This is a genomic window from Methyloceanibacter superfactus (assembly GCF_001723305.1).
Classification (GTDB): domain Bacteria; phylum Pseudomonadota; class Alphaproteobacteria; order Rhizobiales; family Methyloligellaceae; genus Methyloceanibacter; species Methyloceanibacter superfactus.
This window is the reverse complement of sequence record NZ_LPWF01000016.1, coordinates 85,325-103,809: the sequence shown is the minus strand read 5'-3', so window position 1 is coordinate 103,809 and position 18,485 is coordinate 85,325. Positions and strand designations below refer to the sequence as shown.

The following is an 18,485-nucleotide window of genomic DNA, read 5'->3' as shown; positions in this document are numbered from 1 at the left end:
TGAGAAGAAGCGCCTCATGCCGCCGACACCGCCGGCGCATGCAACGGCGCCTCGATCGTTTCGAGCGGCGAATCGAGCGGCAACGTGATCGTTGCCGTCGTCCCCTCGCCGAGCTTGCTGGCGAGCTCGAGTGTTCCACCATGCAGCCGGGCCAGGCCTTTCACCACCGACAGTCCGAGCCCCGCGCCTTCATGGCTCCGATCGTAGGAACTGTTGGCCTGGACGAAGGGACTGCCGAGCTTCGGCAGGTCCTGGTCGGCGATGCCGATACCGTTGTCGGCGACCGTAAACACCACATTGCCACCTTTGGCACATGCCGATACGCGCACCCACCCCCCGGCCTCGGTGAATTTGATCGCGTTCGAGATCATGTTGAGCAGCATTTGCTTGCAAGCCCGCTTGTCCGCCGCGAGTTCAGGGATGCGGGGTGCGATGTCGACCTTGAGCGACAGGGATTTCTGCTCGGCCGTATGCCGCATGATATCGCAGCAAGAATTGATCAACGAGGCGACCTCGAACGGCTCCTTGACGATCTTGAACTTACCGGCCTCGATCTTCGACATATCGAGGATGTCGTTGACGACGTTGAGCAGGTGCTCGCCGCTCTCATGGATCAAACGCGAGTAGTCGCGATAGCGAGCCTCGCCGAGCGCACCGAAAAGTTCCCGGTTGAGAATTTCCGAAAACCCGATGATAGCGTTGAGTGGCGTGCGGAGTTCATGACTCATGCTCGCCAGGAACTGCGTCTTGGACCGGTTCGCACTCTCGGCCTCATCGCGGGCCCGGAGCAATTCGGCCTCTTGCGCCTTCCGATCGGTGATGTCGCGCGTAATGGCGACGATGCCGGGACGATCGAGCTTGGCGCCATCCGCGGGCCGCATCGGCCGGCATCGCATCTCCGCCCAGCTATACCGTGCCGCCCCGTCCGGTCCGGTCCGGCGCACGCGAAATTCCACGGCGATCGCTTCATTGTCGGCCTGGCAGCGTGACAGGGCCGTGAGATAGGCCGGGCGATCCGCCACATGCACGTGTTCGAAGAGCCCGTCGCCGAGGGCCTTTTTCGTCGGCTCGCCCAATAGCTGTTGCGCGGCTGGGGAGGCGAACACCACGCGGCCCTTGTCGTCGTGGCGCGTGATCATGTCATTGGCATTCTGCGCGAGCAGGCGATAGCGCTCCTCGCCGGCACGAACGGCGGTCTCCGACTGCTTGTGCACGAGTTGAACCATCACCGCCAAGCCGGCCGCATATGCCGTCGCCGAGGCGGCGCCAAACAGGGCAAACTCTTGCGGTGACAGCGGCAAAGCGTGGGGTGGCGGCACGAGGCCAACCACTCCGAGAATGGCAAGCACCGCAAGGCCCAGCCCCGCCGCCGCAGCAGCCCAGCCAACGATGCGCCGGTCGGTGGCGAGCGCCGCCTCGAGCGGCACCACGACCATCCATGGGATCAAGCCCGAGCCGAGACCGCCGGTCAGCCAGGCGCAATAGGCCACGAGGCCCGCGAAATTCGCCGCCGAGACCAGATGGGCGGCCGCGAATTTGCCGGTCCGGGACAGGAAGACGGCGATGGCGATGGGAGACAGCAGCCAGAGAAACGCCGCGGCGTCGAGAAAGGACGGTTTGCCGCCGACCACGAGGTAGATGGGGAAGACGCACAGCGCCAGAAGACCACCGAGCAAGCGCGAGGCGATGAACGACTGATGGCGAGCGAGGGTTAACGCGTCCCCACGGGCCGAATCGTGGACCAGCGAGCCAAAATAGACCCCCAGTCCTCGTACACTTTCATTACCGAACACACGCACCTCGGAGCGGGCACTTTCCGCTACGTCCCCGACCATCTTTGAATCCCGGATTATTGGCAGCCGCGCTTAAGGAAAGCATAAGGCGCCACTTCCTCCCGCCGAGCGAAGAGCTAGTCTAGGCGGTCGGCGCACGGAGGCCCCTGACGCCAAGCGGTTGCGGCGCGATCTTCGCCGTTTGATTCAAACTTTAGACAATTACGATCTCAAACAACAAGAAATTAGAAGGGAGTATTAGAAAAGTCATAATCGAATTTTCGATGGAATCGTCTGAAATTTTCGATTCAAACTTTATCGATCAAAGTGAAGGTCTCTTATTTTGTTTGAGCTATATTGTTGCGAGCTGCAGAGAAATGCAGGCACTAGAGGCGGCAAAACAAGCCGCAGGGTAACAGAGAGGGCAAACCAATGATGTTTCTTATCAGGACCGCCTTTTGGCTAGTCGTCCTTGTCTTGCTGCTCCCGACCGATAAGGACCAGCAGAACCAGATTTATGGCACCGCCCAGACCGCGGTCAGCGACGTTGCCGGCTTCTGCGACCGCAATCCGCAGACTTGCGCCACAAGCCAGGAGGCTTTTGCGGTGCTGGTGCAGAAGGCTCAGTACGGTGCAGGCATGTTGATGGAGCTCGTGGAAGGACAGACCGCGACCTTCGGCGATAGCCTGCCTGGCCCCGTGGCCATGCCGGGCGACCCGGGCATCATGCCCGTGCCGGCAGCCGTGCCGCTCGAGCCGGCCACATGGGACGCCACCGCGACCCAGGACACGCTTAACCCCGAGGACCGCGAAGCGGCTTGGGGCGGACCGGACGTCTAAGACCGGCCGATCAAATCTACGCCTTGGCAGCCCCCGCCTGCCAAACAGGGGCGCGCAGTTGGGAAGGTTTCTGCCCTTTCCCTCCCAAACTGCGCGCCCCTATCCTTTTTGACGCAGACCCGTCGCGGCGCGTATCATTGCCACCTATAGTGAAGACATGGACACGCTCACCAGCTCAGGATCCACGAGCTTCGAGGAAATCCTCGCCGACTTCGAGCTTCTCGATGATTGGGAGGACCGCTACCGCTACGTCATCGAGCTCGGACGGAAGCTGGAGCCTCTTCCCGAGGAAGAACGTAACGCCGCTAACAAGGTGCAAGGCTGCGTCAGCCAGGTCTGGCTGTCGACGAAGGTCGAGCGTAACGGCGTCCCTCGCCTCACCTTCATCGGCGACAGCGATGCGCACATCGTTCGCGGGCTCGTGGCGATCCTGTTTGCGATCTATTCCGGCAAGACCGCCGACGAGATCTTGACCGTGGATGCGCGCCAGACGCTGGGCGAGCTGCATCTCAACGAGCACCTGACGCCCCAGCGCTCGAACGGCCTCATGGCCATGGTGAACCGCATCCGCAGTGATGCCGATGCCGCCAAGGCGACGGCCGGCTAGGCGTTTTCGTCTCCGCGCGGCCCGCCATCGATGTTTGGCCGGTAGTCGGGCTCGCCCCAATGACGCATCCCACGTCGCTGCTGCTTCGATCCCTTCTCGACGATGAGACCGTAATGCTTGGCCAAGGTCTCCCTGCCGCTCAAGCCAATCCTCTGCCAGACAGGCTTCAATCATGCCGCGCGCCACGGCGATCGATGCGCCGCCACGCGCGCCGTCGTCCATAAGCCCAAAGCCGCCTTCGCCGTCGCGGCCGATGAAACCGCCGGCCGCGAGCCGCACGAGCATTCGGCGGATCTCGGTAGCCCTTCGTAGGCCTGCTTGCTTTGCGCCCACCCTTCTTGGCCGGGGCTGTCCCCCGCGCATCTGAGAGCTTCTCATCGGCGCCCCCGGTGCCAGGCGAGCGCATCGATAAGCGCGGCCACGGCGCGCTCGAGATGCTCCAACCGGCCATCGAGCTCTGGATCGTCGCGCCGGTCCTCGATCACCTCACACGCATGAGCGACCGTGGTTCTGTCGCGCGCAAACAGGCCGCCGACCTCGGTGAGACTGAGGCCGCAGACCACATGGGCAAGATACATGGCGACTTGCCGCGCGAACGCCGCCCGCGGTGAGCGCCGTGTTGCCGCGCTGAGATCGTGGACATCGACGTCGAACACGGCGGCCACGGCGGGATCGATGGCCCGGCGAACCTGCGCACCACCACCGAGGCCCGGCCGAAACCCGGCCCCATGGCACAGCCCCACTCCGCAGCCAACGCCCACGCACCGTCGCTCCGTGACGCCCTCCGTCCCGTCCGCTCGCACCGCAGTCATCATCAAGCTCCCTAAGCTGATAGGAATAGTGTCCCAATTATATACTTGACACCACAAGGCCAAATCCCTATGTTTAGGAGGACAGAGGGATTGAGCCATGAACGCCTTCACCGCTCCGCACTTTCAGAACGACAAAGCTGCCCGGAAATTCATCGAGAAAATCCGCTGGCCGGATGAGATCGTTTGCCCCCATTGCGGGACGGTCGGGAGCTACTATGCGACCAAGAAAGAAGGCCGCTACCGCTGCGCCGAGAAGCTTTGCCGTAAGGATTTCACCGTCACGACTGGCACGGTGATGGAGTCCAGCCACGTGCCGCTGCACAAGTGGCTCATGGGCTTCTATCTCATGGCTTCCAGCAAGAAGGGCATCAGCGCCCACCAGCTGCACCGCTCGCTTGGCGTAACCTACAAGACGGCTTGGTTTATGGCCCATCGTATCCGCGAGGCAATGCGCGCTGGTGGTATCACCCCCATGGGCGGCGAAGGCAAGATCGTGGAAGCGGACGAAACCTATTACGGCAAGATCGAAGATCGTAAGCCGTCGCCGCAGCGCAAGGGCCGCCCCTTCACCAAGAGCGGCAAGGTTGGCGTTGGCGGCAAGCGTGCCATCGTTGCATTAGTTGAGCGCGGCGGTCGTGTTCGCACCTTTCATGTTGGCGTTGCCGACAAGGTGACTGTCAGCAAGATCGTGATGGACAACGTTGCTCGCGAGACTCGTTTGCATACGGACGAAAGCCGTCTCTACACGGGCTCCGATGCCTATTTCGCTACGCATGAAACCGTGAAGCATTCCGCGAAGGAATATGTTCGCGGCGACGTGCATACCAATTCAGCCGAAGGCTATTTCTCAATCTTCAAGCGCGGGATGCGCGGCGTGTACCAGCACTGTCGCGAGAAGCATCTTCATCGGTACCTTGCGGAATACGACTTCCGTTACAATCACCGGATCGCGCTTGGCTGTGACGATGGGGAACGTGCCGCGCTTGCCGTCAAGGGTGCCGAAGGCAAGCGTCTCACGTATCGTCAGCCTGATATCTCCGGTCTTTAGGCTAGAAGCCGAGCGTTTCCTTCGGTGGAGAAGGAAGCGCAAGGGTTGACAGCGTTCCCGTTTTGTCCTGACTCACATATGGCGTCCGTCGCCACGATTCGGCCCTGCCCACAGCGCCCTTCTCGGGGTTGGGGCGCAGGGGCGCTCCGGGGCTGCTAGGGCTCGTTCCTAGCTTCCACCACGGAGGTGCCGATGGGCATTTGTGTGTGGCCGAAGGCGGTTTCAGTTGTTGCGTATATCCGCTTCCGGTTTGGCCGGTGGGAGTTCGTTCGAACTCACTGCAGGTCCTATCCTAACCAAGGCGTGACGGTCGCGGCTAGGTAGACAGGCAAAGGGCGACGGGCGTCACCTTTATCCCCATTGATTCAGTCTCTCGTCTTTCTGTCAACGATTCGTTTCTTCGCTTTGGTTGGCTTAGGGTCAACCTTGCCAAGGTTCGTATGTGGCTTAGGCGGCGTGTTGAGTGCTCCGCGTAGCGTTGCCTCAAATCGACGCTTCGCCTCCGCTTTAGAAAGCTGCTTCTCTTTCTTCTCCTTATCCATGCACCGCCCCGATGAAACTCAGTCCTGAACAACGTGAAGAAAGGCTGGCGAGCTCCAGGGAGGCAGCCCTCGCTTTTCTTGAGGACATGCAACACCTGCGAGAGATCGTTGGAAAGAAAGACCCCTCCAACGCTGAAATTAGAAGACTGAGCGTCATACTGAGACGGCTCCTTGTGGAGCGAGACCTGGCGATAGTTTCCGCGCCGCGTCTTGGTCGCGTCATGCTTGTCGCTCCAGATAACGATCCGGCTTACAAAGCCGACCGGAAATCCCCATTCCTGTTCTTCGCAAGCGGCCGCGCAACGGTTTTAGGTGGTTGGGCCGGCGCTCTGTTTGCTGTTGATGTCGTCCCTATCTTCGGTAGGGGCACGGTTGAACTCCCGAAACTCGATATCGACAAAACGATTGAACTGCGCCTCGACAACTTTCTAACCCAGAGAGTGCTCTGCTATCGCGGCACGTGGGTTAGCCGCAAGGAGGTGATCGAATACGTTGCCAATGTCGCCTCTGGCGTTCACTCTGGCTCTCTTAAAAAGACTGAGCACGTGACACTAGCTCACATTAGAAGCTCGTCTCGATTGTACCTTAAGCCAGACAAAACGCTTCACCTGGAGCTTTTTGCTCATGGAATTGATGTAGACGAGACAACTTTTAGGCACGCTCCAGACTCCATTGACCCCGTCTTGATGGAGCTTTTGGCTGCTGCCAAGTTTCTCACTGCCTCGCCATTCGTGGCTGAGCTAGAGGAAGCAGTAGGCAAAGAACTAGCCCCTCTCATCGCGAAATAGATGTAGGCAACCAAAGCCTCGGGGTCTTCCTTTTCGGGATCCCAACCCTGATACGCTTCAACCCCTGCCCGGATCGTGGCGGGGGTAAGCTCCACCCTCTGATTTTTGACAGATTCCGACACGCGCGAAGAATCGCAGTTCTAGGAATCCTGTCAACAACAGCCTTCCAAGCCATTGACCTATATGCGCTTTATGCTTGTGGCGTCAAGTATATAATTAGGAATAGTGTCCTATCACACTCTAAGAGAGAACGGACAGCCGGGGATAACGGAAGTCACAGCCACGCAAATGCTCCGAGCAATCCCCGGCCAATGCCCGGCCCCCTCGGGCGGGTGCATGCTCAGGCTTCAAAGGGTCAGGAGGCTTGAGAAAATGTCAGGAGAGGACCGCCGCAGTCACCGGAGGCCAGGCGCCACGCGCGGCGCATCGCCCGCCAAACGCGTCTTCGGACCCATGACCGCAGCCAGTGCCGCCGCTTATGTCAGATCCCGCGACTTGCCGCGATTGCTGCCGCTCTGGCCGTCCGAGATCGAGGATAGGACGCCCGCAGGCGGACGCCATCTGCTGGCAAAACTGCGCCGCGCGCTGCGCTGTGAGCGCCGCCGGGCCCGCGCCAATCATTGGAGCTACGACCTGAACCGGCATCTCGGTTTGTTGAGCGCCTACAAGGGCGAACTGGCGAGCCTAGCGCTCGAAGAACCCGAGGCTCAGCTGAATTGCACGCGCCGCGACAGCGGGAAGTCTTGAGGCTGGACGCGGGGATAATGGTACAGGGTGAACTCAGCGGCGACGTCCGCCTCGCTGGGGCCTGCCATGTCGTGGCAGAGGATCCTGTCGACCCGGCCGCCATCCTCAGACAGGGGCAATCTCAGCCAAAACAGGACGACGTGGTCGCGCCCTTCCGCCGGCCCGCGGACGACGCCATGCGCCGGCACGCCGGTCTCCGCCACGCGCGTATGAACCCGGCTCCAATAGGCCGCGCAATCCCCGGAAAACACCTCGTTGATGCGTTTCCCGGTGATCTCTTGCCCGTAAATATCGCGCAATCGCGTGCCCGCCAGGCGGAACAGGGCCCGGCTCACGCCCTCCCTGATATCGATCAATCCCAGATGCGGTAAGAGCCGCGGCACCTTGAGCGGGTCCAGATCGGAGCGCGCCGGCATGGGCCGCTGACCGGCCGATTCCAGCCAGTAATCAAAGAGTTCGCGCTGTCCTTGCGTCACCAATTGGGTCCGAAAGGCGCAACCGGACAGCATGCTGATCCCCCCTGCTGCGAGGCCGGGTATAGCCTCGCGAATCGCTGCACCCCTCGACTATGTGGAGTTCGCCTGTCACATGCAAGCGAGGACAGCAGATTCATCAGGAGTCACAAAGGCTTGTGGTGAGGGTGCGGAAGGGCACCCGATCTTGGGAGTCCCGCCCGGCGGCGAGACTCGAAACATGCGCAAACAGCGGGATTATTATGGGCGGATTATAGCCCGATTGCGTGCCTTAGCGGCGTCTTTGGCCGAGACCCATGCGCTTGGCGAGATCGGAACGCGCGGCGGCGTAATTCGGCGCCACCATCGGGTAGTCATGGGGCAATCCCCACTTCTCGCGATACTCTTCCGGGGACAGGTCGTAATGGGTGCGCAGGTGCCGCTTCAGCGACTTGAACTTCTTCCCGTCCTCGAGGCAGATGATGAACTCGGGCGTGACCGACTTCTTCAGGGGAACCGCGGGCTTCAGCTCTTCCTTGGCCGGCATGCCAGACGCGCTGGAGGCTTTGCTCAAGGCATCGAACACATTGTGGATGACCGCAGGCAGGTCCGTCGCCACAACCGTGTTGTTGCTGACATAGGCCGAGACGATCTCAGCCGTCAGCTCAACGAGTTCGTCCTTTTCCAGATTCGCGTCCATGAATTGGCTCCTTGATCCTGCCCACTCCCCGAAACGACTCATGTGCGGGGCCCACGGGACTCTTTGAGTCACCAGATTACGCCGTTTTTGTGACGAGAAACTACAATGTTACGCAACTACAGAATATTCGCCGCTCAAACATGCTTAGCTGATTTGCCCTCTATAGCACTTCTCGACAAATGCGCAACGCATCTCTTCTGGCGAACACTGGCTGCCAACCAAAGCAATTCCCGTCAAAGAGACTTTCTCTGTTCCCACCCGTAACTTCATTGCCGGAATTAGTTGAAAACTCGAACTGTCGCCTCGACCTCGGCGAGAAATAGGGTCCAGGTCAATCAAGCCTGCGTGAGACTGCCGCGAGACCTCTGCTGCCCGTGCTTTGCAGGACTTATATTCTGCAAGCAAAACGTAGTTCCCAATGAAAGTGTTCCGACCATGAGCAAAGCCGAAGACAAGGATATGGCCGCCTCGGAGACGGCGTGGCGGGAGAAACTGTCGCCGGAGGCGTTCCACGTCACCCGCGAGCACGGTACCGAGCGGGCGTTCAGCCACCCCTACCACACCGAAAAGCGCGACGGCATGTATCGCTGCGTGTGCTGCGATGCGCCGCTGTTCAGTTCCGACACCAAGTTCGATTCCGGCACCGGCTGGCCGAGCTTCACGGACCCCGCCGTCGAAGGTAAGGTGACCACCCACGAGGATACCTCCTACGGCATGCGGCGAATCGAGGTGAGATGTGCCAATTGTGACGCCCATCTCGGTCACGTCTTTCCGGACGGCCCCGGCGAGAGCGGCATGCGCTACTGCATCAACGGCTGTGCGCTCAATCTCGACACCGGCGAGAGCGGCGCCTAGGCCCTCAAAGGCGTAAGTCCCAAAGCATGAGTGCAAATCGTCTCCGCGCGCGCGCGCCGCGCGCCGCCCGCCACCCGTCGGCGTCAGCCCATCACGGCATCGAGCGCGTGGACGACTACGCTTGGCTGCGAGCCGACAATTGGCAGGCGGTGATGCGCGATCCCGCAGTGCTCGATCCGGAGATCCGCGCCCATCTGGAGGCGGAGAACGCCTACACCAAGACGGTGATGGCCGACACCGAGCCGCTGCAAGAGACGCTCTTCGCCGAGATGAAGGGCCGCATCAAGGAAGACGATTCGAGCGTGCCCGCGCCGGACGGCGCCTACTCCTATTACACGCGCTACGAGGTCGGCGGCCAACATCCCCTGTTCTGCCGCAAGCCCCGAAACGGCGGCGAAGGAGACGGCGGCGAGGAGCAGATCCTGATCGACGGCAACGCGCTCGCCAAGCCGCACGCATATTTCCGCATCGCCAATGTCGCCCACAGCCCCGATCACCGCCTGATCGCCTATGCGGTCGATACCAAGGGATCGGAATTCTACACGGTCAACATCATCGAGGCGGACACCGGCAAGCTCGTCGACAGCGAGATCACCGACAATAACGGCTCCCTGCAATGGGCGGCCGACAGCAAGACGCTGCTCTATATCTGGCTCGACGAGGAGCATCGCCCCCGCCGTCTCCTCTCCCACACCATCGGCGACGACACCGCCGATAGGCTCATCCACGAGCAGAGCGATCCCGGCTATTTCCTGGAGATCGGCGCCACCCAGGACGAGCGCTTCCTCCTGTTCGGCGTGCACGACCATGAGACGGCGGAGGTCAGCCTCATCGACGCCGGCGACCCGGCCGCGAAGCCGCGCCTCATCGCGCCGCGCGAGACCGAGCACGATTACTCGGTCGATCATCACGAAGGGCGCCTCATCATCCTCACCAATTCCGGCGGCGCGGAGGACTACCGCATCGTCGAGGCGCCTGCCGACGATCCTGGCCGAGAGAACTGGCGCGAGATCGAACCGCACCGGCCAGGCCGGCTCATCCTCGACGTTGTCGCCTACAAGGATTTTCTCGTCCGGCTCGAGCGCGAGGACGGCCTGCCGCGCATCGTGGTGCGCCGTTTTGCCGACGGCGAGGAGCATGAGATCGCCTTCGCCGAGGAAGCCTACGCGCTCGGCATCTCGCACGGCTACGAATACGACACCAGCACGTTGCGCTTCACCTATTCGTCCATGACCACGCCGGCGCAAGTCTCGACTACGACATGGCGACGCGCGAACGCACCTTGCGCAAGACGCAAGAGATCCCGAGCGGCCACGACCCGTCTCTTTATGTCACGCGCCGCGTCATGGCGCCGGCCAAGGACGGCGAGACGGTTCCTGTATCGCTGCTTTATCGGAAAGAAACCAAGCTCGACGGCTCCGCCCCGCTCCTTCTCTATGGCTACGGCGCCTACGGCATGACCATGCCGACCGGCTTCTCGACCACCGCGCTGAGCCTGGTCGATCGTGGCTTCGTCTATGCCATCGCCCATGTGCGCGGCGGCAAGGAGAAGGGCTATCGCTGGTACAAGGACGGCAAGCGCGAGAAGAAGACGAACACGTTCACAGACTTCATCGCCGCCGGCGAATATCTCGCGGCGGAGAAGTTTACGGCGAAGGGCCGCATCGTTGCCCATGGCGGCAGCGCCGGCGGCATGCTCATGGGGGCCATCGCCAATATGGCGCCGGATCTCTTTCTCGGCGTCATCGCCGAGGTGCCGTTCGTCGACGTGCTGACCACCATGCTCGATGCCACCCTGCCGCTCACGCCGCCCGAATGGCCGGAATGGGGCAACCCCATCGAGAGCGAGAAAGATTATCGCACCATCGCCGCCTACTCGCCCTACGACAACGTGCGCGCGCAAACCCATCCGCACATCATCGCGCTGGCCGGGCTCACCGATCCGCGCGTGACCTATTGGGAGCCGGCCAAATGGATGGCGAAGCTCCGCGAGGTGGACACCGGCGACAATCTCCTCCTGCTGCGCACCAATATGGAGGCGGGGCACGCGGGCGCGTCAGGACGCTTTGAGCGCCTGAAGGAGGTGGCGATCTCCTACGCCTTCGCGCTCAAGGTCGCGGCATCTAGACGCCCAGAAATTCATTTAGCCGATTGGCTACAAGTTCCCGACGCTTTACTAGAAACCGCTTATAGGCTTCCGGCCGGTGGAACTCGGCATCCATTGGTATGCACTGAGCCAAAAAAGCGGCACTCCCGTTCGCTTTGATGTAATTTGGGAGATACTCGGCCGGGGCCTTGTCACTAATTTGGCGATTGGTTTTGCCGGAGATGAACGACAAATTGGCAATGTCATCTGCCTCTCGCGACGTGTGGCTTGCTTTGAGCACAGCCTTCGGAAAAATGTGGTGAAACTGCAATCGATGTTGCGAGCCAGAGTGGTCTAGAGAAATAGCAAGATTGGATCTCCAATCCTTCGCGCCTGCCTCGCGAAAAGCGAGAAACATGGTCTTGAACACCGAACTTCGTTGATTTCGCCCTACGAGTTCATCGGGTGTTATATCAAGGCGTCCGACCTGCAGTCTTAACCGTTCAAGCAAGTCGGTGGCATCTCCTCCTTGCTTTATCGTACTCAGGTCCTGGTCCAAGAGCGTTTCGCTCGAGCCACGCGAATACCGGCCCTTGGCGTTTGCAAGCAACATCCAACTCCGGAGCCGTTGCATTTCATCAGCACCAATATTGAAGTCACGCTGGTGACCATAAAGCGCGAGAGCTATTAGTACATACGGTGATGACAGCAGGGCAGGACTGTCAATCCCGACGTTGGATCGCAAAAAGTTTGTAGCAAATTCCATACCGTCGCACGCGGGCTTCCATGCAGCCTGAAGTGTTTTCGGCGGCAGACCACCCACAGTTAGAAACCGGGATTGCCCGGTCGCAAACGCGATCAAATTCCGTAGATGAATACCTAGATCGAGTTCGAAGCCCGCTTTAGTGCAAAGCTGTTGGAACTGCTCGAATATCTTAAGTGAGTTCCTCCACTTGGCCGTTATCTGAGCGAGAGCCAGATCGGAGCCCCTGAGCTTGGCTCCAAGTGAATTTACCCGCACAAATATCTCCGTCACTTCGTCGTATGACAAGCTGCGCTCAAGCACATCCATTCGATAAATGTACCGGCGTATTGCTCGAAGACTAGCAAGACGCTGGGAATAGCGCTCGCATTTGGGATCATTGAAGTTTGAAACTCCCGCGCGAGTGAGAAACGCCGCGTCGCTGTCGGTCTTGAATACGTCAGACACCTTCACCCACTGTGGGAGCGACGCCAGTTCCGCGTTGCAACGACAAACGTCATTCTGTCAAAGCGCTTCTGCAACTCATCCTCAGATGAGTCCGCTTCGTCGGCGATCAGATCAACCTCGTCATCCTCTTCATCGGCACCCTCATTGACTTCGGTCACCACCGAGAGCTTGTCCGGATGTTCAAGGTTGAAGAGCAGCTCCATCGGTCTCTTACGTCCACGAACGCTTACCGGATTGCCCCTAAGGACTGCCGCCAATGAGGTCAGCCTTTGCTGACCGTCAAGGAGTAACCGACTAGCCTTAAATGCATTTGTCTGCTGTCCAACAGCGAAGTCGCGCGTGGCGTCGGCTCATCGGTTTCCCAGAGCAGAATGGCCCCCGACGGATATCCCCGGTAAAGGGAATCAAGAAGGTCGCGGACCCTCGTTGAACGCCAGACATATCTACGCTGCATTTCAGGTAGCCTGAGTTCGCCGCGCTCGATCATTGCCACAAGCTCTTCGACAGTCGCCTCAGCCTTTGACAATTTCGCCTCCCATCATCTCTGAGTGCATAACCTAATGTAATTCTACTTGGACGATTGCAATGACTCGATCAAAAAGAACCCAGTAAGCCCGCTAGGCGACCGGTCCGCATCTGTGCCAGAGTGCGCCCATGCTGCTCGCCCGCGACAAATCCCAACTCCTCATCGTCGACGTTCAAGACAAGCTGCTCGGCGCCATATCCGGCAAGGATCGCGTCGTCGACCGCTGCGTGCGGCTGGTTCGCGCCGCCCGCAGCCTCGGCGTGCCGATCACCATCTCGGAGCAATATCCGCAAGGCCTGGGCCCCACTCACGATTCGATCCGTGACGCATTCGCCAATGACGGGGAGCTCATCGACAAGGTGGAATTCTCCTGTCTCCGCAATGACAGGCTGCGCGACCGGCTCCACGAGCTCCGCCGCCAGGGCCGCTCGCAGGTCGTGATCGCCGGCATCGAGGCCCATGTCTGCGTGACACAGACCGCCATCGATCTGGAAGGCCAGGGTTTCGAGTCCTTCGTCGTCGCCGACGCCGTCGGCTCGCGCGCCAAGTCGAGCTACAAGCTGGCGCTGACCCGCTTACAGAAGGCCAGCGTCGACGTGGTCGACAGCGAGATGGTCCTTTTCGAGTGGATGGAGCGCTCGGGCACGCCGGAATTCAAAGAGCTCCAGTCGCTCATCAAATAGCGCCGCACACGATACCCTCTGCGTCGTCATCACCGGGCTTGACCCGGCGATCCATTCCATTGGCCTCTCCACGGTTGGTGCGGAAACGGCTTGGATGCCCGGGTCGAGCCCGGGCATGACGGTCTTTCTTTCATGAACGAAGCCTGCAAATTCGGTTCATGCTGGGTTCAGGCGCGGGACGGCAAAGTCACAGGCGTCAGATCCCTGTACCTGATGAAGCAAACCTTCCTCGGCACCGGGCGCGGAGTTCAGGGGCTCCGCGTCCACCCCTCTCCCCACAAATAGTTCGAAGCTTTCCGGCTCGTCATGCTGCCGTCATCGGCCCGCACGCAATATTTTTGCTGCGCCCTATTGGCATTCCGAAAGCAAAAACGCGCGCTGAGCTCGGAAGATCACGGGGTTTTGTTCATTTGCCGCACCGCCCTTGGCCCGCTTGCCTCGCCCCGATGGAACCTTTAGCTTTCTACGGTCTTTCCTACTTTCACCCACTCAAAATTCCCCGGAGACCAACCGTGGCATTCGAACTTCCCCCCCTGCCTTACGCCTATGACGCGCTTCAGCCTTATATGTCGGCTGAGACGCTCGAGTATCATCACGACAAGCACCACAAGGCGTATGTGGACAAGCTGAACGACCTCATCAAAGGCACCGAATTCGAGGGCAAGGACCTCGAGACCGTCGTCAAGGAAAGCTTCGGCAAGAACGCCGGCATCTTCAACAACGCCGCCCAGGACTTCAATCACATCCAGTTCTGGCCGTGGATGAAGAAGGACGGCGGCGGCAAGAAAGTGCCGGGCGCGATTCTCGCCATGATCGACCGCGACCTCGGCGGCTTCGACAAGTTCCGCAAGGACTTCATCGACGCCGGCATGACCCAGTTCGGCTCGGGCTGGTGCTGGCTCACCCTGAAGGACGGCAAGCTCGAAGTGACCAAGACGCCGAACGGCGAGAACCCGCTGGTGCATGGCGGCTGGCCGCTGCTCGGCTGCGATGTGTGGGAGCACTCCTATTACATCGACTATCGCAACGCGCGGCCGAAATATCTCGAGGCCTGGTTCGACAATCTCATCAACTGGGAGCATGTCGAGCAGATGTACGCGCAAGCGCCGAGCAAGTAGCCGGGCGCAAGCAAAAGACGCATTTCAACGGGCGGCCCTAGCGGTCGCCCGTTTTGCATTTTGGAGATGCGCTTAGTTGCCGGCCTGCTCGGCCACGTCGCTCGCTTCCAGCCAGCGCTTTTCGGCGTCGGCAATGGTGCGTTCGACCTCGCCGCGCTTGCGCATCAGATCGCTGGCGGATGAGCCCTCGGCACCCGCCGCCAGCATGGTGTCGATCTCGTCGCGCTTCTGCCAAAGCCGCTTCACCTCGGCCTCGGCCTGCACCACAGCCTTGCGCAGCGCCTTGGTGCGCTCGCGGTCTTGCGCCGCCATGCGCCGCTCGTCCTTGCGGCTGACCTTCTTGCCGGCGCTCTGGCCGTTGCCGCCCTTGCCCGCGCCGACGCCCAGCACCTGATCGCGATAATCCTCGAGGCTGCCGTCGAACTCGGCTGCCGTGCCGTCGGCGACGAGCACGAGGCGGTCGGCGATCAAGCCGAGCAGGTGGCGGTCATGGCTGACCACGACCACCGCGCCGCCGAACGCGGCGAGCGCCTGGACCAGCGCCTCGCGCGCCTCCACGTCGAGATGGTTGGTGGGCTCGTCGAGGATCAGGATATGCGGCGCGTCCCGCGTGATCAGCGCCAGCGACAGCCGCGCCCGTTCGCCCCCGGACAGCTGGCCCACGGGCACCATCGCCTTCTCGCCGGAGAAGCCGAAGCGGCCGAGATGACCGCGCACCTCGCCTTGGCGCGCGCCGGGCAACAAGCGCTCCATATGCTGGAGCGGCGTGTCCTCGGCCACCAGCTCCTCGATCTGATGCTGGGCGAAATAGCCGACATTGAGCTTGCCGCTGGCCGCGAGCCGGCCCGCCATGGGCGCGAGCTGTCCGGCGATCAGCCGCGCCAGGGTCGTCTTGCCGTTGCCGTTGCGGCCCACCAGCGCGATGCGGTCGTCCGGATCGATGCGCAGGTTCAGCGCCGACAGCACGGGCGTATCCGGAACATAGCCGACGGAGGCCTCGTCCAGCACCACCAATGGCGGGCGCAAGCCCTTGGGGCTCGGGAAGTCGAACACGAGGGAGGCGTCGCTCGCGGCCTCCGCGATCGGCTCCATGCGCTCCAGCATTTTCATCCGGCTTTGCGCCTGACGCGCGGTGTGCGCCTTGTAGCGCCAGCGGTCCACATAGCTTTGCAGCTTTTTGCGCTTGGCCTCTTGGCTCGCCCGCGCGGCCTCCGTCTGCGCCTCGCGCTCGCGCCGCTGCCGCTCATATTGCTCGTAATTGCCGGTGTAGAGGGTCGTCTTGCCGCCATCCACATGGACGATGTAGTCGACCACGCTGTTCAACAGATCGCGCTCGTGGCTCACCACGATCAGGCTGTTGCGATAGGCCTTGAGGAAGGATTCGAGCCACAGCGCCGCTTCGAGATCGAGATGGTTCGAAGGCTCGTCGAGCAGCAGCAGATCCGGCTCGGAGAACAGCAGCGCCGCGAGCGCGACGCGCATGCGCCAGCCGCCTGAGAAGGTACTGAGCGGCTGATGCTGCGCCTCCTCGGGGAAGCCGAGGCCGGCGAGAATGCGCGAGGCGCGCGCGGGTGCGCCATGGGCGTCGATGGTGTTGAGCCGCTCGTGAATCTCGGCGATGCGATGCGGGTCCATGGCGTGATCGGCTTCGAGGAGCAGCGCCTCGCGCTCCGTGTCCGCCGCCAGCACCGTCTCGAACGGGGTCGCCGACCCGCCGGGCGCCTCTTGCGCCACATAGCCGATGCGAATGCCCGCCGGCGCCTCGATCTTGCCGTCGTCCGCCTCGTAGACCCCGGCGATGAGCTTGAGCAGCGTCGATTTGCCCGCGCCGTTCCGCCCCACCAGCCCCACGCGCGCCTTCGGCGGCAGGGCGGCGGACGCCTTGTCGAGGATGAGATGGCCGCCCAGGCGCAAGGTTATGGAATCGAGGGTCAACATGGGCGGCGTGATAGCACAGGAAACCGCGCCTGCGGTTGAGACCTAGCGCCGCCGCTGGACGCCGCCGAGCGTGCCACGCTTGATGGCGTCCTCCAGCACGCGGGTGGCCATGGGCACCGCCGACCGGACGACCGCCTTGCCGAGGCTCGTCCAGAAGCCGTCGCTGCGCGAGCCGCCGCCCGAGGTCTTCTTGCCCGTCTTCTCCTCGGCCGCGGCGGTTTCCGCCTCGACCCGCTCCGCCGTGCGCTTTTGCAGGATCTCGTAGGCCGACTTGCGGTCGACAAGCTCTTCATAGTCGCCCGCCACCGGGCTCGCGGCGATGATCTTCTTGCGCTCGGCGGCGGTGATCGGCCCCACCCGCGCATTCGGCGGCTTCACCAAGGTCCGCTGAACAATCGTCGGCTGGCCCTTGGGATCGAGCGTCGACACCAGCGCCTCGCCGATGCCGAGCTCCATGATGGTCTTCTCCGTGTCGAAATCCGGGTTGGCGCGGAAGGTCGTGGCCGCGGCCTTCACCGCCTTCTGCTCGAGCGGCGAGAAGGCGCGCAGTGCGTGCTGCACGCGGTTACCGAGCTGCCGCGACACGGTATCGGGCACGTCCATCGGGTTCTGCGTCACGAAATAGACGCCAACGCCCTTGGAGCGGATCAACCGCACCACCTGCTCGACCTTCTCGAGCAGCGCCTTGGGCGCGTCGCGGAACAGAAGATGCGCCTCGTCGAAGAAGAAGACGAGCTTCGGCTTGTCGGGATCGCCCACCTCGGGCAGCTCCTCGAACATCTCCGACAGCAGGAACAGCAGGAAGGTCGCGTAGAGGCGCGGGCTCTCCATGAGCTTGTCGGCCGAGCACGCTGATATAGCCGCGCCCGTCGCGGCCCACGCGCAGGTCGTCGATCTCGCGGGCTCGCCAAACAGATGATTGCCGCCCTGTTGCTCGAGCACCAGGAGCGAACGCTGGATCGAACCCACCGAAGCCTTGGTGATATTGCCGTATTTGGTGGTCAGCGTGTCCGCGCGCGCCGCCAAATCCTCCAGCAAGGACTGCAGGTCCTTCAGATCGAGCAGCGGCAGCTTCTCCTCGTCGGCGAGCTTGAAGGCGATATTGAGCACGCCTTCTTGGGCTTCGCTCAGGTCCATCAGCCGCGCCAGCAAGAGCGGCCCCAACTCCGTGATCGTGGTGCGGATGGGATGGCCCTGCTCGCCGAACAGGTCCCAGAAGATGACGGGATAGGCCTGAAAATCGACCTCATAGCCGATCAGCTTGGCGCGCTCTTCGATCCAGCCCTTGGCCACGCCCTTCTCGGCCAGGCCCGACAGGTCGCCCTTCACGTCGGCGCAAAACACTGGCACCCCTTGGTCGGAAAAGGCTTCGGCCAAGCCTTGCAGGGTCACGGTCTTGCCGGTGCCCGTGGCGCCGGTGATCAGCCCATGCCGGTTCGCGAGCCGCAGGAGGACGAACTCGGGCTTGACGCTTTGGCCGATATAGACGCTTTCCGCCGGAAGCTGTTCCGGGTCCAATTTTACGACGGTGTCGGCCGCATCGGCTTTGGCCCGCGCCCTGCTTTTCCTGGGCGTGCTCTTCTTGGCCGCCACCTTACGCCTTGCCATCCCCCGTCTCCTCGCTATCCCTTGAGTCTGCATCCTTGGCCCTGCGGCACTTTAACGGGTGCACAAGCGCTACGCCAAGGTGGCCTATGGCCGCTTACCCCAGCAGACATGGGACTTTCGCACGGGTTTCTTGCCGCGCGGGCATCTGCTAGG

General features: G+C 61.7%; 18 protein-coding genes and 1 pseudogene. 10 read left to right on the top strand and 9 right to left on the bottom strand.

Annotated elements, in window-relative coordinates; all coding sequences use genetic code 11:
- Nucleotides 1–14: 14 nt before the first annotated feature.
- Nucleotides 15–1,835, bottom strand: coding sequence for a PAS domain-containing sensor histidine kinase (locus AUC69_RS05175; protein ID WP_083239110.1), 1,821 nt, complete (start codon nt 1,833–1,835; stop codon nt 15–17).
- A gap of 369 nt (nt 1,836–2,204) precedes the next feature.
- Between AUC69_RS05175 and AUC69_RS05170 the strand changes: the two genes are divergently transcribed.
- The 3 genes from AUC69_RS05170 (at nt 2,205) to AUC69_RS05160 (ending at nt 3,531) form a co-directional block, all read left to right on the top strand.
- Nucleotides 2,205–2,612, top strand: a complete 408-nt coding sequence (locus tag AUC69_RS05170; RefSeq protein WP_204377272.1) for a DUF5330 domain-containing protein — start codon at nt 2,205–2,207, stop codon at nt 2,610–2,612.
- A 157-nt stretch (nt 2,613–2,769) separates the two neighbouring features.
- On the top strand, nt 2,770–3,219 hold the full coding sequence (locus AUC69_RS05165) for a SufE family protein (RefSeq protein WP_069441200.1): 450 nt from the start codon (nt 2,770–2,772) through the stop codon (nt 3,217–3,219).
- Between the two features lie 117 nt (nt 3,220–3,336).
- Nucleotides 3,337–3,531 carry a hypothetical protein gene (locus AUC69_RS05160; RefSeq protein WP_069441199.1) on the top strand — a complete coding sequence of 65 codons (195 nt, stop codon included), beginning with the start codon at nt 3,337–3,339 and terminating at the stop codon, nt 3,529–3,531.
- 62 nt (nt 3,532–3,593) lie between these two features.
- Here the strand turns inward: AUC69_RS05160 and AUC69_RS05155 are convergent, their stop codons facing one another.
- On the bottom strand, nt 3,594–3,980 hold the full coding sequence (locus AUC69_RS05155) for a helix-turn-helix domain-containing protein (RefSeq protein ID WP_244500101.1): 387 nt from the start codon (nt 3,978–3,980) through the stop codon (nt 3,594–3,596).
- A gap of 148 nt (nt 3,981–4,128) precedes the next feature.
- Here AUC69_RS05155 and AUC69_RS05150 point away from each other — a divergent pair, with 148 nt between their 5' ends.
- The 3 genes from AUC69_RS05150 to AUC69_RS16070 all read left to right on the top strand — a co-directional run bounded on the left by AUC69_RS05150 (nt 4,129) and on the right by AUC69_RS16070 (nt 7,156).
- The gene (locus tag AUC69_RS05150) at nt 4,129–5,079 is read left to right on the top strand and encodes an IS1595 family transposase (protein WP_069441198.1); all 951 of its coding nucleotides are present in this window, start codon (nt 4,129–4,131) and stop codon (nt 5,077–5,079) included.
- A gap of 553 nt (nt 5,080–5,632) precedes the next feature.
- Nucleotides 5,633–6,409 carry a hypothetical protein gene (locus AUC69_RS05145; protein ID WP_069441197.1) on the top strand — a complete coding sequence of 259 codons (777 nt, stop codon included), beginning with the start codon at nt 5,633–5,635 and terminating at the stop codon, nt 6,407–6,409.
- Between the two features lie 453 nt (nt 6,410–6,862).
- Nucleotides 6,863–7,156 carry a hypothetical protein gene (locus AUC69_RS16070; RefSeq protein WP_083239109.1) on the top strand — a complete coding sequence of 98 codons (294 nt, stop codon included), beginning with the start codon at nt 6,863–6,865 and terminating at the stop codon, nt 7,154–7,156.
- On the opposite strand, the gene AUC69_RS05140 is transcribed toward AUC69_RS16070, so the two are convergent.
- Both AUC69_RS05140 and AUC69_RS05135 read right to left on the bottom strand, forming a co-directional pair.
- On the bottom strand, nt 7,117–7,665 hold the full coding sequence (locus AUC69_RS05140) for a PAS domain-containing protein (protein WP_069441196.1): 549 nt from the start codon (nt 7,663–7,665) through the stop codon (nt 7,117–7,119). The genes AUC69_RS16070 and AUC69_RS05140 overlap by 40 nt on opposite strands.
- A gap of 235 nt (nt 7,666–7,900) precedes the next feature.
- Nucleotides 7,901–8,308, bottom strand: a complete 408-nt coding sequence (locus AUC69_RS05135) for a Ros/MucR family transcriptional regulator (protein WP_069441195.1) — start codon at nt 8,306–8,308, stop codon at nt 7,901–7,903.
- 435 nt (nt 8,309–8,743) lie between these two features.
- Here AUC69_RS05135 and msrB point away from each other — a divergent pair, with 435 nt between their 5' ends.
- On the top strand, nt 8,744–9,163 hold the full coding sequence (gene msrB, locus AUC69_RS05130) for a peptide-methionine (R)-S-oxide reductase MsrB (RefSeq protein ID WP_069441194.1): 420 nt from the start codon (nt 8,744–8,746) through the stop codon (nt 9,161–9,163).
- A 26-nt stretch (nt 9,164–9,189) separates the two neighbouring features.
- Nucleotides 9,190–11,279, top strand: a pseudogene (locus tag AUC69_RS05125) (S9 family peptidase); the annotation flags it as partial.
- Between the two features lie 7 nt (nt 11,280–11,286).
- Here the strand turns inward: AUC69_RS05125 and AUC69_RS18330 are convergent.
- The 3 genes from AUC69_RS18330 to AUC69_RS18320 all read right to left on the bottom strand — a co-directional run bounded on the left by AUC69_RS18330 (nt 11,287) and on the right by AUC69_RS18320 (nt 12,952).
- Complete coding sequence (locus AUC69_RS18330; protein ID WP_244500100.1) at nt 11,287–12,321, bottom strand: hypothetical protein; 1,035 nt, start codon at nt 12,319–12,321, stop codon at nt 11,287–11,289.
- Between the two features lie 140 nt (nt 12,322–12,461).
- Nucleotides 12,462–12,662: a hypothetical protein gene (locus tag AUC69_RS18325; RefSeq protein WP_244500099.1), complete on the bottom strand. Its 201-nt coding sequence runs from the start codon at nt 12,660–12,662 to the stop codon at nt 12,462–12,464.
- Between the two features lie 59 nt (nt 12,663–12,721).
- Nucleotides 12,722–12,952, bottom strand: a complete 231-nt coding sequence (locus AUC69_RS18320; protein WP_425283507.1) for a DUF262 domain-containing protein — start codon at nt 12,950–12,952, stop codon at nt 12,722–12,724.
- Nucleotides 12,953–13,113: 161 nt separating this feature from the next.
- On the opposite strand from AUC69_RS18320, the gene AUC69_RS05115 reads away from it, so the two are divergent.
- On the top strand, nt 13,114–13,668 hold the full coding sequence (locus AUC69_RS05115) for a hydrolase (protein ID WP_069441192.1): 555 nt from the start codon (nt 13,114–13,116) through the stop codon (nt 13,666–13,668).
- A gap of 512 nt (nt 13,669–14,180) precedes the next feature.
- Nucleotides 14,181–14,786, top strand: a complete 606-nt coding sequence (locus tag AUC69_RS05110) for a superoxide dismutase (RefSeq protein WP_069441191.1) — start codon at nt 14,181–14,183, stop codon at nt 14,784–14,786.
- A gap of 72 nt (nt 14,787–14,858) precedes the next feature.
- Here the strand turns inward: AUC69_RS05110 and AUC69_RS05105 are convergent, their stop codons facing one another.
- Both AUC69_RS05105 and AUC69_RS05100 read right to left on the bottom strand, forming a co-directional pair.
- A complete protein-coding gene (locus AUC69_RS05105) occupies nt 14,859–16,724 on the bottom strand; it encodes an ABC-F family ATP-binding cassette domain-containing protein (RefSeq protein WP_069441190.1) in 1,866 nt (621 codons plus the stop codon).
- A 42-nt stretch (nt 16,725–16,766) separates the two neighbouring features.
- Nucleotides 16,767–18,332, bottom strand: coding sequence for a helicase HerA-like domain-containing protein (locus tag AUC69_RS05100; protein WP_083239108.1), 1,566 nt, complete (start codon nt 18,330–18,332; stop codon nt 16,767–16,769).
- Nucleotides 18,333–18,485: the final 153 nt, after the last annotated feature.